Below are 14,544 nucleotides of genomic sequence, written 5' to 3'. Positions count from 1 at the left end.
GGGTGAATCGCTTACTTTTTTTCAAAGAAAAAGCATTTCTTTTCCAGTTTGTTCCGTAACAATCAGTCTTCTTGATTGAGGATGTTGGTTGTATAGTCTAGTATCTTGTAAGCTAATGAAAAAGGATTAGGTCGAGCTTATATGCTAGAGTCCTTCCAAATACATAATTTCAGACTTTTTCATCATCTTGAGGTTAAGAGATTAGGTAATGTTAACCTCATTGTCGGCAGGAATAATGCTGGTAAGAGTACATTTCTCGAAGCAATAGAACTTTATGCCAGCAACGCTTCACCGATGAATCTCCTTGAACTTGTAGATTCGAGGCAAGGATCTTGGGTTAGTGAGGCACAACCATATTCTCAAACTTTTCTTGGTAATCCCATACGTCATCTCTTTTTTGGTCATAAATTACCCGATATAGGAAAAGAAGGCATCATTCTAGGAGAAGTTTCTTCAAGCGCAAAGATTCATATTAGTGTTGCTGCATATCAGATTAAATCTGATGACGAAGGAAGCACGAAAAGAATCCGCATCACTGATGAGCAGTTTTATGAGGATTTATCCGATATTGAAGTTGTTCTGGTAGCAGAAGAAAGTGAAAAAACTCGGAGACTCTTCAGATTAAATCGTGATTTTAAAGATATGAGGCTCACATCTAGAATTGTTTACGAACGGCTAGATGCTGAATTTAAATACACATGGCAATTTGTCTCGACAGAGAATATGCCTAATCGAAAATTAGCCGCTCTTTGGGATTTGACAAGTTTAACTAATTTGGAATCAGAGGTTATTTCTGCCCTAAAACTTATTGAACCTAAAGTATCTGGAGTTGCTTTTGTAGAAGATATTAGCAAAGGAATCGGAGGCAATAATCGTAGGCAGGGAGGCGATAATCGTATTCCACTAATAAAAATTGAAGGTATAGATGAGCCATTACCTCTAAAAAGTATGGGTGATGGGATGACTCGTTTATTCCATATAATTGTTGCTCTCGTAAATGCTCGAAATGGCATCCTTTTAATTGATGAATTTGAAAATGGATTGCATTGGACAGTACAGCCTAAAGTTTGGGATATTGTTTTTCGTTTCTCTGAAAGGTTGAACGTTCAAGTATTTGCAACAACACATAGTCGAGATTGTGTAAAGGGTTTTGAAAGTGCATGGAATAAGTGTCCTTCACTTGGTGCTTTCTTTAGACTTGAAGTTAAAGATAATCTTATTAAGGTAACAGAATACACTTCAGAGACGCTTACGGATTCTCTTGAAACAGATGTTGAAATACGCTAAATAATATGAGTGATATCTGTAAGCAAGACACCGATAAAGTATTACTTGTAGAAGGGACAGATGATTGCCATGTCGTAATGGCTTTGTGTGCTGCTCACCAAGTTCCTGAAACTTTTGGAATATATGAGTGCAATGGAGATACAAAAGTTTTAAAACGTCTGAATGCTTTGATTGTACGTCCTGATCATCCTGAAGTGATAGGAGTAATGCTTGATGCTGATACTTCTCTTGAAGGCAGATGGGCAAGCATCAAAGGTAAATTAAGTCACTATAGCTATAAATTACCTGATATTCCTGATATTGATGGAACAATAGTTGAGGGGATTACAGATGAACCCAAGCTAGGATTTTGGCTGATGCCAAATAATCAAGATTCAGGTAAATTAGAGGACTTTTGTGCCGAACTGGCAGAACCGACGTCCCTAGCATTTGTGAGAGAATCTATTGCTGAAGCACAAGTGAATAAAGTAACAACTTTTAAACCATTAGATATTAGTAAAGCAGTTATTCACACATATCTTGCTTGGCAAGATGAACCTGGTCGCCCTATGGGACAAGCGATTACTAAGCAAGCTCTCCGACCCAATACAGATATTGCTAGAAGGTTTACCAATTGGTTAATACGTCTTTTTACATAATTAGGAATTTAGAAAAACTTGAGAAAATGCAGAAAGAACTCATGATTTAAGTGAGGCGATCGCAGAGTAAGCTATAAGTAAAGCACTGTTTTTGGTTATGAGTCAATTTGTGAGACCTGCTAGCATTATTAGTCAACTAGGTTTAGTTCAAGGTGGAGAAGCCCAGGTAGAGACTGCTGCTGGAGTGCAGCAGGGGCGGATTTTCCGAGATGTTGAACTTAGTATTGCAGAGCGTCAAGGAACCTTTGATTGTTTGGAACTCACAGAAGTACCCTATGCCCTTTTGGGCGTAACGCCAATGGAAGTTTTAGGGTTAGAACCAGACTTTAAAAATCGGAAGTTGCGGATTTTGCCGATGAATTCTGAGCAAACTTATTTGAAGTGTATTGTAAGCGATCGCTCTACATTTAATCTTAAAAAGATTGGATAATTTTAGTAGTGTGATCATTTCTCTTTGGTCAATGCACTTCAGGCGAACCTAATAAATTAAAATTTTTGAGTACATTTTGAACCTCATCTGCCCTTTCGGGATTAAGTTCAATGTACCTTTCAGCCGCTATTTTGAGATATTTTTTGAATATCTCCTGAGAAACTATTTTATCTTCATCAAGATGGCTAAAGCGAACCCCATCAAATATATCATCCTCATCTTCGCAAGGAAATGCACACATATTATATTCATTACCATAACCAGTACCTTTTAAAAGAGTATTGATTGCATAAGGAAAAGAGATACCCCCTATTGCATTAAAGTATGACTTGACTATCCAGTGTGGATCAGTTCTATAGTCTATGTCAAATAATTGTTCGAGCATAAAAAAACTTTTATAAGGTGCGTTAGCGTGAAACTCTAACGCACCATTTCTGATTTTCGGTGTGTTACAGCTTCGGTAACACACTCTACACTATCTTTTAATTATTTGCGCTTACCTACTTACAACACTTATTTACGCGATCGCACTCACAAAATCATTCACTAGCACTCTCTGGAAACAATCGACTCAAGTCCAATAATGCATCTTCAAATCCAGGAATAGTTACTGACTGGTTAGATAGAGAAATCTGTTTGCTGAGATAGCTAAACTTGCTTTGAGCATTTTGATACGGTTGGCTGTGTCGCTCAAGTTGACGAGCTGGCAAATTCACAATCCAGTAATCAGAAATTCCGGCTTCCGCATACAATGACAGCTTGGTTGTTTGATCATAATCTAGAGTTTTATCCGAAATTTCGATCACTAACAAAATATCTTCGGGATAGGGATGATGAGCCAGATAATCTTCATCTCTTCCTCGTGCAATGACAACATCTGGCTCAGGCTCACTTTGATTAGGAAGAGTAACGGGATCTTGTCCACGAATGACTGCTTGATCACCTAATGAATGTTAAAGCTGTCGTTATGAATGTTAAAGCTGTCGTTACCACAACTAATACATTCATAAGTAATCTTAAAGCTGTCGTTACCACAGCTAAAGCTGTTGTTATGAATGCTTAAGCTGTCGTTACCACAGATGAAGTTGTCGTTATGAAGATGAATTTTTGCAACAAATCTATTCTAAAGGAGTAGCGATCGCCTCAAATTGCTGCCAACAAAGGTACAATGCACGCGGTACGTGAAAACATCCTTTCCATTTGCCACCTTTAAGGTTCAACAATACTTCTCCACGCCGATTCAGGTAGCCAAACCACTCACCGTACTCTGAATCAGCAAAATATGACCAGGTGTAATCGTGCATCTTTTGATACCATTTCCAACACGCCTCACGCCCTGTCAAGCGATAGCCCATCGCTAATGCAACCAAAGACTCTAGGTGAACCCACCACAGTTTTTGATCCCATTCCAATTGTTGTGGGGGATGACCATCTGCATCCATAAAATAATACAATCCGCCGTGCTCGCTATCCCAAGCAAAATTCAGGATATTTAGCACCACATCAAGGGCTTGGTTAATAGTTTTAGTATCATTTTTACGACGGGCGATGTCCATAATAAACCACATAGCTTCAATACCATGACCTGGGTTAATCTGCCGTCCCTCAAAAGAATCTATGTGGGAACCATCAGGGGCAACGTTTTCGTACATTAATCCCCGTTCTGGGTCGAGAAAATCGGTCATTACTTCCTGGACAGTCTCAGCTAAAACATTCTCTAGTGTTTCCTTTGGCAGCAACCATTCCATTTCTAGAGTCAGATTGGCTAAAATCATCGGTACAGCCAATGATTTCATCGGGCGTGTGCCGGGATAGGTTTTATTATATTTGCCCTTGGGGTTATCCTTGCGGCGTAAAACGTTGTTATAAGCCTGCATCGCCACATCTTTTGCGGATTCTTCGCCGCTTGCGAGTGCATATTGACTAAATGCCATCGCCGCAAAGCAATCAGAAAATATATTGTAAGGCTGAACCAGTGGTTTCCCTTCACGGCTGAGGGCAAAGTACCAGTTACCATCACTATCTCTGCCATGTTGGGCGAGAAAATTAGCGCCATTGCTAGCAATTTTTAGCCAGTTTTCGCGTTTTTCTAGCTGGTTGTAAAGCATCGAAAAAGTCCACACCTGACGGTTTTGCAGCCAGATGAATTTGTCTGTATCATAAATTTTGCCGTCGCGATCGAGGCAGGTAAAATAGCCGCCTTGCTGCCAGTCGAGAGAATATTTTTCCCAAAATGGGAGGACATCGTTGAGGAGGGCGTTCTTGTAAAGTTCAGCAATCGCTTGAAAGTTATACCCCATAAATTTCCTCACCTTTTCTGCTAAAACCAACAGCTTAACAGTTATTATATTTTGGATCGAATATGGAGCTCCGGCGTAGCCCGTCGTAGACATCGCGTCAGTCTCTTACAATATTTAGTCAGCATCCTCCCCACGCAAGATTACATCTGTTCTATAAGGTATTACAGGGGTGCTGTCCAAATCGCCCATAACTTCTACTAATGTCCCGAACCCCTTGGCTAGAAAGGTTTTGAGTTCTTGTTTAAGCAAAATGTTCATAACTAAACATTTTAGGGGTTGACAAATCAAGTTTCAGTTTCCCTAAAGGTATACTTCTGTCTTGTATCTTGCACTATTCTCAATAAGCATAGGATGGGCATTATAGTGTCCACCTATAAGTTTTTAGGCATGAGGTTCTTATGAGTCACATTGAACGAGTTGCGATCGTTGGAGGAATCCACGGTAATGAGTTAACAGGAGTACATTTAGTCAAAAAGTTTCAGCAGTATCCTAATTTAATCAATAGATCAAGTTTTAAAACTCTGGCATTACTTGGTAATCTCAAAGCTATTGAAGAAGGCAAACGATACATTGATAAGGATTTAAATCGTTCCTTCACCAATCAAGGCTTACATAATTTCCAACTCTCAAGTTATGAAGATACGCGTGCGAAAGGAATTCAACAGATATTGCAACCGCAAAATCAGCCCTTTGTGGATGTAATTGTTGATTTGCACAGCACAACTGCCAACATGGGGTTAAGTCTGATTTTTTGTGATATGCATCCTTTATTACTTCGTTTAGGTGCTTATTTAAGTTCTATCAATCCTTTGGTGAAAGTCTGTATTAATCAGCAATCTAAAGAAAATGGTTTTCTGCGTTCTCTGTGCGAATTAGGTTTTGTTATAGAAGTTGGTGCTGTGGCTCAGAATATTTTAAACGCCGAATTATTTCAGAAAACAGAACAGCTTATCTATGGAATTTTAGACTATTTTGAAGGGTGTAACCAAGGTAATATTCCGCAGATAAACAACACGCTTACACTCTATGAATACATTGGGACTATCGATTATCCTAGAAGTGATAGCGGGGAGATTCAAGCTATGATTCACCCTCAACTTCAGTTTAGAGATTATGAACCTTTGAATCCAGGCGATCCAATCTTTCTGACTTTTGAAGGAAAAGATATTTTCTATGAGGGAGCGTCTACTGTTTATCCTATTTTTATTAATGAAGCAGCTTATTACGAGAAAGGAATTGCGATGCATCTAACTCAAAAACAACAACAGGTAGTTTAATTCGTTCGCTCTTCTAACCAAGATTGCAAATCAGCCAAGGTGGTGAAATCAAGCAATGCATCGCTCAAATCTGCGAGAACAGGCAAAGATAAACCAGAAATTGAGGAGCGTATTTCCTCAGACAGTTCTCCAAGCCGCTTAGTCAATAGTCGAGAAATAGCATTAGCCATCGCTTCTCGTCCTTCTTCTCGGCCTTCTTCTCGGCCTTCTTCTCGCCCTTCTGCCTTGATTTCTCGGTAAACTTGCGTTTGCTGTAGTGTTAGTCCTAGCATAGACTCTACCTCCGCTTGGCTTAATTGTTCAAACCTATACATCATGATCGTCGTTACCATCTCTATTATGGCGCGACTCGCTGTTAATGGTACTTCTTGACGAGTTCTTGTTAACAAATACCTTGCTTCTTCAGGTGCTTGTTCTTTCTCTACCGTAGTTAGTACCATCAGTGCTACCCATAAAGGTAATTGGCGAATATCCCCCAATTCATCCAAATAGACATCTCCGAAAAAGAATGTAGAGACGTAGCAATGCTACGTCTCTACAAGGGTTCTAGATAACGCATATTTAATTTCTGGAGATGTCTAATACACAAGGGTGTACTTGGTTACTATTGAGAAATCCCCGATGAGGGTAAATGTTACTTTGTTCGGTATTGCGAGATGGATAAATTATAACTGCTTGCCAGTCGTTAAATCTGGCGCGGTTGCGGTAGAAATATAGTGAAGATTCAGCAAATACTCTTTCATAAAGCTGTTCATCTTTCTGAAACTGTACCTCACAGAAATATACAACCCCAGGAGTCTCACTTTCTGGTGGTAGAAATACCCCGTCAATTTCAAATTTGGGTTCCTTGACAGCTACCGAATCAAATCGATAAGCATCTGCGTTTGTCGGGGGATTTGTCAAGAGTTCAAATAAAAGAGTGGGGGATTGTTGAAACAGTTTGTAAAAAATTGAGTCTCGACGCATGGAGCATTCTATTTATTTCTTACATCTGCGATAAATTTAAATATTGTTCTACATAGCTTAATTTTAAGTTTAAATGCGAGTGTTATAGGCTTTAGCGTGACTGCACTATAAAGACCAGCAACGAAATAACATAAACTAAGAAAAAGAGTCGAATCGATCTGTTTTGGTTAAAAGCCCGCCAGAATAAATAGTGAGCTTATCTTTAATTTTATCGACAGCTTCGCTAACCACGTTCGCAGCTACTGAAGAGGGGCTTGTGAGATTTCAAGCATATACCTCGTCTAGGTTATGATGCTTTTTTAAGGCAGGTTCATGAATAATGAAGTAAATGGGTATGCAATTGGCCCACTCCCCCCTCCCCACTCTTTAATACAGATAAGGATTCGTCTTCGGTTGATAGTCAAAACAATTGATCGCTTCTTCTGTATTAGCAATAGATGGGCGTACAGTACATTTAAGACGGTAATTGTCGGTAAAAAACTGGCAACCACTACAAGGAATTTGATGCATTTGCTTGGCTGTAGTTACACTATCTCGCGCCGCCGTCCACAGACTCAAAACAGCGAGAATAGTTACAGTCCAAGCAACGACAAAGCAAATCGGGATTAATAAAGGTTGAATCGCATAAATCAGGAAAGATATTAGTTTAAACACGGTATGTGGTGATATAAATTAGGAGCTAAAAGTATATTAACTCCTAACCGGAGGCAAAGCGGAGCCGGAGACGCTCTTAATTCATAACTTCTTACTATAGAAGTAGAAGTTAAACGCCAGCATGACCCAGCGCTAAACCAGTGACGAGCATTCCTAGAACCAGGAAGGGTTGGGCGCTGGCTTGGTACTTAACATCATTGTTTACAGGGTCACGCAGGAAATACATATCCTGCAAGGTGATTTGCGGAATGATTAAGAGTATTAGTATTGTTGCATACAAATTCTCATGGATGCTGACGAGATAAGCTGCGATCAATCCTTGAAATACATCAATCGTTACTACACAAATCCAAGCCGCAGTGCTGATGCCAAACATTACGGGTAGTGACTGTAATCCTAGCTGGCGATCGCCTTCTACACTCTTAAAATCATTAACAATGGCAATACCCAATCCAGCCAAGCTGTAGAACATTGTCAAAATCACAATTGTGGAATTTAGATCACCAAACAAAGCGTGTCCTGTAGACCAAGGTAGGGTGATATAGCTTGCACCCAAGGCGTAGCTGCCTAACCAGCCGTTTTGCTTGAGTTTCAGGGGAGGTGCAGAATAAATGTAGGCGATGAAAGAACCGATAATCGCGATCGCTGTAATTGTCGGGAATTCATGACCAGACCAAACATCTAGCCCAAATGCTAAACTAATCCCAGCAATCAGTAATACCCAAATCTGAATAATTACCTGGGGTAAGGGAATTGCCCCAGAAGGGATAGGGCGATAGGGTTCATTGATCGCATCGATTTCGCGATCGTAGTAATCATTGAGAATTTGGGTGTAACCTGTCATTAATGGCCCAGCCAGTAACATACAAGTTGCTACCTTCAACACATTTTCCAGTGTCCAAGTATAGTTACCAGAAGAAGCCGCACCACAGACTACCCCCCAAATTAGGGGAATCCAGGTAATCGGCTTCATTAGCTGCAAACGAATTTTCCAAATTGAAGTTTCCCCTGGCGCTGCACCTTTCATCCCCAGCAGTTGCCTAGTTTTCGCATTGCTAGAGGCAGATGCCATCACTTGCTCGTTGGGATTCTTTACCACTGAGTCTAATACCTCAGATGGGTTGGGGTCTGGAGTAATGGGAGTTGATTCTGACATAATTTTTACTGATTAATAGGGCATTGGGCATTGGGAATTAGGCATTGAAAATTGGGCATTGGGCATTGGGAATTGGGCATTAGTTATTAATATCATCTCCCTCATCTCCCACCCTGCGGTCAGCTAAAGCTACATCTCCCTCATCCCCCATTCCCCACTCCCAATTCCCCACTCCCGATTCCCATAACTTAAAACGAAATTATCAAATAATTATTCTGAAACTTTGCTCCAGCAACGGGTCTGCCACTCAGAGCCGGGGGTAAGGGAATATTGCGCCGTTGATCTCCTGCTTCTACCGTGACTTCTGGCCCATATTGGGTGAGCTTGACTTGCTTTTTGTCAAAACTTGGCAAGAATAAGCGTACTTGACGGTTGTGGATATCTATCTCAATTGGTTTGGGAGCTTGTAACGCTTGTGCTTCAAAGTTGGGTAGGACGTCTATCAGTGGTTGCCAGTCACCTGTTGGCGAGTCGGGAACGACGCTCACAGGTAATGGTAGAAATTCCTCTGACAGGTTGACGTTTGTCTCACTAGACACAAGCAGAACACCACCGACAGTTAAACCGATTTGTTGAGCGCTACCCCACAAATAACGGGCATTTGCTACGTCAATGGGATCTCCTGTAGTTACTAAGAAAGCAGCCAGACGTTTGGGGTCAGCAAGAGCAGCTCTCCCCTTTTCTAAGAAATTATTGACTTGGTTAGTGGGCCCGGCAAAGTTATCTGCTGTCCAGTTGACATTGAAAAAGCTGCTAATCAGTGGTTGAATCAAGGGTGATTCAGTAATCGTCCTTCCCAAATCGGAGTTGACAAACAATTGCCGAAATCGCCGGACATACCAACTGAGAGATTCTGGTAAACCCAACATTCGCAACGTTAAAGAGTCACCCGTGCCATCGTAAACGATCGCATCATATTTGCCACTGGCATCATATTCGCGGATAGCATTCAGGGCTAGGGCGCTGTCCATCCCCGGCAATACTACCAGTTCTTGACCAAAAACGTCTTTGAAGATGGGCGTGCGGAGATATTGCGCCTCAAGTTTTTTCGCTTCGTCCCAGTTGCGTTCTAGTAGTACAGATGCTTGAAACTGGACTGCTTGCAAATTGGGAGCGATTTCCTGGGGATCGGCAGCAATGGGACTACCCAGCAGAATTGGCAATGTTGGTTCTGCTTGTGCTGCTAGAAGTACACGCTTGCCTTGACTTGCCAATAATTTGGCGGCGGCGATCGCAATTTTGGTACGAGCGGTGCCGCCTTTGCCCAAAAATGTCAATATTAGAGCCATTATTTGATTCCTCTTTTCACCGCCGAGCTTTTCAACTCCAACTTAGCACTCAACAAAGACTCTGGGCCTGTGCTTTCAACTTCAGATTAAGAGAAAAACCCGGTTCTGAGTTCTTTACTACTACACAGGTTTGATTTCATCTTCAAAAAACCAGGTGGAAGTGTTGTCGTCAAACACCACCACTACACCGATTCCACCACCATCAGTGACTTTGTAGCCTTGGATGATACCCACTTGTCCGAGTTTTTTCACAACCGGGGGAGAAACGCGATCGCGCAAACGAAAGACTTTAACCTTTTGTCCGATTTCCATGCCTGATTTCAAATAAACCAAGTCTCAGTGTAGCGGAATCCGTGATGCTCTTACAAATTCAGTGGATCTGAGGGAGAAAATTCCAAACTTCTAACTTCTCAGTCCTGACCTTACAGCTTAAAATTAAATCAACAACCAAGCAGGTAGATACCCATGTTTGTCACAGCCGAAGAGCTAGAACAGCAGATGCCCGATGCAACTCGGTTGTTAAGTGATGAGCCAGAGATGGAAACTTCATTGCACTATATGCAGCTACTGCTGCTAGTAACTTCCCTTGAGTGGCTGTGGCGTGACTCTAATGATTTCTTTATAGGTGCGAATCTAACGATTTATTTTAGCCGTCAGCAGTTGCGAAATCGAGATTTTCGAGGCCCAGACTTTTTTTTGGTGAAAGACACTGAAAAGCGATCACGCAATTCCTGGGTAGTCTGGGAAGAAGATGGTCGTTATCCAGATTTGATTATTGAATTACTTTCAGAAAGTACGGCTGATATTGACCGGAATTTGAAGAAAAATCTCTATGAAAATCGATTTCACACACCAGAATATTTTTGGTTTTCGCCGGAAAATTTGGAATTTGTCGGTTTTGAATTGGTAGGCAACAAGTATCAGGAAATTACACCAAATGCGCGGGGATGGTGTTGGAGCGACGTGCTTAGGCTGTATTTAGGCGTAGAAGAAGGTAAATTACGCTACTTTACACCTGATGGTGATTTAGTGCCAACACCAGAAGAAGCTGCAATAGCAGCGCAACAGGCAGCTATTGCAGCACAGCAACAGGTATCGGAAGCACAGCAACAGGTATCGGAAGCACAGCAACAGGTATCGGAAACACAATTGCGGTTGGAACAAGAACAGATGCGATCGCAACGGTTGGCGGAACATTTGCGATCGCTAGGAGTTAATCCAGATAGCTTGAGTTAAGCAACAAAGGTAGTAGTCATGTATCAAACAGATCCACCCCGTCCGCCACAAGAAACCATGCCGACGATGTATGATTTACCCAGTGAATTAGTAGGGGAATCAGGTTTGCCAGATGAATTTCACCGCATTCAGGCGGATTTGCTCAGTGAGACTTGTCAGCCTCTGACTTATCCATCTGAAGAAATTTTGCTTGCTAGTGACTGATTTTACGGGTTCCTTACTACGTTATCTACGATCGCTACGAAAATCATTTGGGTGCTTTTCAACTCATAGGCACTCGCTACGAGGCAATATCTTTACCAGAGAACCGCTTATGGTTGCAAGAGTTAGAACTAGGATTGGGTCTTTGGCAAGGTTCTTACCAGCAGACACAGGTTTGTGGTTGCGTTGGTATAATTCTGCGGGTTGGATGCCGACTCAAAGAGAACAAGCAGAACAGGAACGCCAACGGGCTGATAGATTGGCAAAGTATTTGCGATCGCAGGGAGTTGATCCAGATAGTTTGAGTTAAGCTAAAACTCACCTCCTTAACAAGGAAAGCAGCGTTGCAAACAGAATTTAGATTTGTATTAAAAATATACTTAAGATAGCCGATTCATTGTATAATCACCAAGATAATTTGGATACAATTTTCTACTGGTGATAGATTCTCAAAGCACTAAAGAGATTTCCAACAAATAAATTAGGGATTGACAAATAAAAAAATACTCAATTCTTGTGGGGTGGGCGACACGAGCGCCCGTAGCCAAAGGCGGTTGAGACACCCACCTCACAAATAACAAGTAGTTAGTTGGATATTTTTTATTTGAAAGTCCGTAAAAAAGGAACTTTCGTAAATATAATACTTCTGTGAGAGCAATTAGGTGAATGGGTAGTGAGTAGTAAGGGAAGAAGCATAAATTGTTGCCAACAATGCGAGGAGTTGTACGTAAGGTAGGGAGATGGAGGCGCATCTTGCCCATAGATGAACAGTTGTGGATGAAGTTCGACTTACTGAGAACTCTAGTACGCCGGGATTTAGAGGCGCGTTACAAGGGTTCTATTTTGGGCAACTTGTGGCCTTTGCTAAATCAGCTATCACAGTTACTGATTTATACTTATGTGTTTTCTACTGTGCTGAAGGTGAAGCTGACTACCCTCAAGGGTTTACCAGCAAATGATTTCACCTTTGGTTTGTGGCTATTTGCAGGGTTACTTCCTTGGATTGCTTTTACGGGTGGTCTAATGCAGTCCGCTAATTCGGTACTAGGACAACCGAATTTAGTCAAGAAGGTGGTGTTTCCTCTAGCGTTGTTACCTCTAGTGCCAGTTTTGTCAACATTCATTGAGAGTTCCTTTGGTTTAATGGCATTGATTTTTTTCGTGGCGGTAACTTCTCATACTTTACATACTACCTTGGCGCTATTACCCTTGGTCTGGCTAACACAGCTATTGCTAACAGCAGGGTTGGGCTATTTAACAGCAGGACTAACGGTGTTTTTGCGAGATATTCCGCAGACTTTAGTAGTGGTTTTAAATATTTGGTTTTATGCGACACCGCTAGTCTATCCAGCATCAGCAATTCCAGAGCAATGGCAGACTTTGGTATTCTGGTTAAATCCAATGGCAGCGATCGCTGAAGTTTATCGCGACATAGTTTTAGTTGGGGAGGTGAAGCATTGGGGTGAATGGGGAGTTGCTTGCATGGTAGCAACAATTATATTTTGTTTTGGTATTACAGTGTACAAGCGTTTACGCCCAGCTTTTGCAGATGTGTTGTAGCCAATTTTAATTTTCATTATTATACTGCTGTTACCTGTATAGTAGATAACGATATGATTCGACAAAAAGCCAAAATTTTACTGACGTAATTAATTGTTAATTGATAAAGTTGTACATGTTAAATTTTTTAGTAATTTGAGTATGCGGTGTTATGGGTGAGGAGATAGCAATTTCGCTAAAGAATATCTCAAAGTGCTACAAACGATATGCTCGTCCAGTAGATAGGCTCAAAGAAATTTTACTACCTAGTAGGAGCCACGCTCAAGAGTTTTGGGCATTACGCGATATTAACTTGGAAATTCCTAAAAGAGAGACATTAGGAATTATTGGTCAGAATGGTTCTGGTAAAAGTACATTACTACAAATCATTGCTGGAACCTTAACACCAACTACAGGAGAGGTATGGGTTAACGGCAGAGTTTCAGCTTTACTAGAACTAGGTAGCGGATTTAATCCCGAATTTACTGGAAGGCAAAATGTATTTTTTAATGGACAAATTTTAGGGTTAAGTCGAGACGAAATAGAAGCTAAGTTTGATGATATTGCCGCCTTCGCAGAGATAGGAGATTTTATAGAGCATCCAGTTAAAACTTATTCCAGTGGCATGGTAGTAAGACTAGCATTTGCAGTCGTTGCCAATACGGAACCGAGTATTTTAATTGTAGATGAAGCTTTAGCAGTAGGGGATGCAAAATTTCAAGCTCGCTGTATGAAGCGGATTCGCCAGATGAAAGAACAAGGTGTGACTATCTTATTTGTTTCTCATGATTCTGGCAGCGTCAAAATGTTGTGTAACAGCGCAATATTGATGAATCATGGAAAAATGTTAGAAATAGGTGAACCTAAAGAGGTTGTAAATCATTATATTGCTTTATTAAGCTCAGACAATAATCAAGTAGAAAGTGAAAATAAAAAATCTGAAGAGATGACCTTAGTTCAACAAAATAATATTGAATTAAAGGATGATTTTGTCAAAAATAATCAAGAGAGTAGTTTACATAGGCATGGTAATAAACTAGCTATTATTAAAAGTGTTCAACTTATTGATTTAAAAGGTAATAAAATAGCAAAATTAGAAACGGGACAAAGATTCCAAATCAGTGTAGTATTGCAAGCAAAAGCAGAACTATCCGACTTAATTGTGGGTATCTCAATTAGGAATTTAATGGGTTTGGTAATATATGGAATTAATACTCATTTACTAAACATTAAACTACCAGAACTAAAGGAAAATCAGGAATTAACAATATTGTTTAAAATCCCCTGTTATATGAATAGAGGAGTTTACACAGTTACACTAGGAATACATTCTGAAGAAGGATTAAGTTATGATTGGGTCGATGAACTAGTAGTATTTGAAGTCAATAACGCTATTTCTTGTGATGGCTTAGTAGATTTGCGCTCGACTGTCGAATATAATATTCCAGCAGATCACACAATTGGGGCTAAATTGTAAAAAAACTGATTTTTACATGAGTTTAAGATTGGTAATTTGGAATAAATAGATTCATAACAATTGAATTTTAGTTAATAAATGTAATAGTGTGTAA

At 40.5% G+C, this 14,544-nt stretch carries 14 protein-coding genes and 3 pseudogenes; 8 read left to right on the top strand and 9 right to left on the bottom strand.

Annotated elements, in window-relative coordinates; all coding sequences use genetic code 11:
• Positions 1 to 141 precede the first annotated feature (141 nt).
• From HWQ23_RS20935 to HWQ23_RS20925, 3 genes are all read left to right on the top strand, one after another.
• Positions 142 to 1,287: an AAA family ATPase gene (locus HWQ23_RS20935; protein ID WP_292832198.1), complete on the top strand. Its 1,146-nt coding sequence runs from the start codon at positions 142 to 144 to the stop codon at positions 1,285 to 1,287.
• Between the two features lie 5 nt (positions 1,288 to 1,292).
• Positions 1,293 to 1,925 carry a DUF3226 domain-containing protein gene (locus HWQ23_RS20930; protein WP_292832195.1) on the top strand — a complete coding sequence of 211 codons (633 nt, stop codon included), beginning with the start codon at positions 1,293 to 1,295 and terminating at the stop codon, positions 1,923 to 1,925.
• A gap of 97 nt (positions 1,926 to 2,022) precedes the next feature.
• Complete coding sequence (locus tag HWQ23_RS20925; RefSeq protein WP_292832192.1) at positions 2,023 to 2,355, top strand: hypothetical protein; 333 nt, start codon at positions 2,023 to 2,025, stop codon at positions 2,353 to 2,355.
• A gap of 28 nt (positions 2,356 to 2,383) precedes the next feature.
• Here the strand turns inward: HWQ23_RS20925 and cdiI are convergent, their stop codons facing one another.
• The 4 genes and pseudogenes from cdiI to HWQ23_RS20905 form a co-directional block, all read right to left on the bottom strand.
• Positions 2,384 to 2,740, bottom strand: a complete 357-nt coding sequence (gene cdiI, locus HWQ23_RS20920; RefSeq protein WP_292832189.1) for a ribonuclease toxin immunity protein CdiI — start codon at positions 2,738 to 2,740, stop codon at positions 2,384 to 2,386.
• A 154-nt stretch (positions 2,741 to 2,894) separates the two neighbouring features.
• Positions 2,895 to 3,302: pseudogene (locus HWQ23_RS20915) on the bottom strand (Uma2 family endonuclease); the annotation flags it as partial.
• Positions 3,303 to 3,473: 171 nt separating this feature from the next.
• Positions 3,474 to 4,655, bottom strand: coding sequence for a n-acyl-d-glucosamine 2-epimerase (locus HWQ23_RS20910; RefSeq protein WP_292832186.1), 1,182 nt, complete (start codon positions 4,653 to 4,655; stop codon positions 3,474 to 3,476).
• Positions 4,656 to 4,769: 114 nt separating this feature from the next.
• A complete protein-coding gene (locus tag HWQ23_RS20905; RefSeq protein WP_292832183.1) occupies positions 4,770 to 4,913 on the bottom strand; it encodes a hypothetical protein in 144 nt (47 codons plus the stop codon).
• 140 nt (positions 4,914 to 5,053) lie between these two features.
• On the opposite strand from HWQ23_RS20905, the gene HWQ23_RS20900 reads away from it, so the two are divergent.
• Positions 5,054 to 5,932, top strand: a complete 879-nt coding sequence (locus tag HWQ23_RS20900) for an aspartoacylase (protein WP_292832180.1) — start codon at positions 5,054 to 5,056, stop codon at positions 5,930 to 5,932.
• On the opposite strand, the pseudogene HWQ23_RS20895 reads toward HWQ23_RS20900, so the two are convergent.
• From HWQ23_RS20895 to petP, 5 genes and pseudogenes are all read right to left on the bottom strand, one after another.
• Positions 5,929 to 6,898: pseudogene (locus tag HWQ23_RS20895) on the bottom strand (Rpn family recombination-promoting nuclease/putative transposase). The gene HWQ23_RS20900 and the pseudogene HWQ23_RS20895 overlap by 4 nt on opposite strands.
• A gap of 366 nt (positions 6,899 to 7,264) precedes the next feature.
• Positions 7,265 to 7,552 carry a hypothetical protein gene (locus tag HWQ23_RS20890; protein ID WP_292832177.1) on the bottom strand — a complete coding sequence of 96 codons (288 nt, stop codon included), beginning with the start codon at positions 7,550 to 7,552 and terminating at the stop codon, positions 7,265 to 7,267.
• 109 nt (positions 7,553 to 7,661) lie between these two features.
• Complete coding sequence (chlG, locus tag HWQ23_RS20885) at positions 7,662 to 8,708, bottom strand: chlorophyll synthase ChlG (RefSeq protein WP_292832174.1); 1,047 nt, start codon at positions 8,706 to 8,708, stop codon at positions 7,662 to 7,664.
• A 188-nt stretch (positions 8,709 to 8,896) separates the two neighbouring features.
• Positions 8,897 to 9,997: a Get3/ArsA fold putative tail anchor-mediating ATPase NosAFP gene (locus tag HWQ23_RS20880; RefSeq protein WP_292832171.1), complete on the bottom strand. Its 1,101-nt coding sequence runs from the start codon at positions 9,995 to 9,997 to the stop codon at positions 8,897 to 8,899.
• 120 nt (positions 9,998 to 10,117) lie between these two features.
• Entirely contained in the window at positions 10,118 to 10,309 is a 192-nt protein-coding gene (gene petP / locus HWQ23_RS20875) for a cytochrome b6f subunit PetP (protein ID WP_292832168.1), read from the bottom strand.
• A 153-nt stretch (positions 10,310 to 10,462) separates the two neighbouring features.
• Here petP and HWQ23_RS20870 point away from each other — a divergent pair, with 153 nt between their 5' ends.
• From HWQ23_RS20870 to HWQ23_RS20855, 4 genes and pseudogenes are all read left to right on the top strand, one after another.
• Positions 10,463 to 11,233, top strand: coding sequence for a Uma2 family endonuclease (locus tag HWQ23_RS20870; RefSeq protein WP_292832166.1), 771 nt, complete (start codon positions 10,463 to 10,465; stop codon positions 11,231 to 11,233).
• An 18-nt stretch (positions 11,234 to 11,251) separates the two neighbouring features.
• Positions 11,252 to 11,744 (top strand): annotated as a pseudogene (locus HWQ23_RS20865) (hypothetical protein).
• A gap of 401 nt (positions 11,745 to 12,145) precedes the next feature.
• Complete coding sequence (locus HWQ23_RS20860; RefSeq protein WP_292832428.1) at positions 12,146 to 12,994, top strand: ABC transporter permease; 849 nt, start codon at positions 12,146 to 12,148, stop codon at positions 12,992 to 12,994.
• A gap of 151 nt (positions 12,995 to 13,145) precedes the next feature.
• Positions 13,146 to 14,450 (top strand): ABC transporter ATP-binding protein, encoded by a 1,305-nt coding sequence (locus tag HWQ23_RS20855; RefSeq protein WP_292832165.1) that lies wholly within the window; start codon positions 13,146 to 13,148, stop codon positions 14,448 to 14,450.
• Positions 14,451 to 14,544: the final 94 nt, after the last annotated feature.

The organism is Nostoc sp. JL33 (assembly GCF_017114985.1).
Taxonomy (GTDB): Bacteria; Cyanobacteriota; Cyanobacteriia; order Cyanobacteriales; family Nostocaceae; genus Nostoc.
Note: the sequence above shows the minus strand (reverse complement) of the source record. Positions and strands in the feature narration are given on the sequence as shown.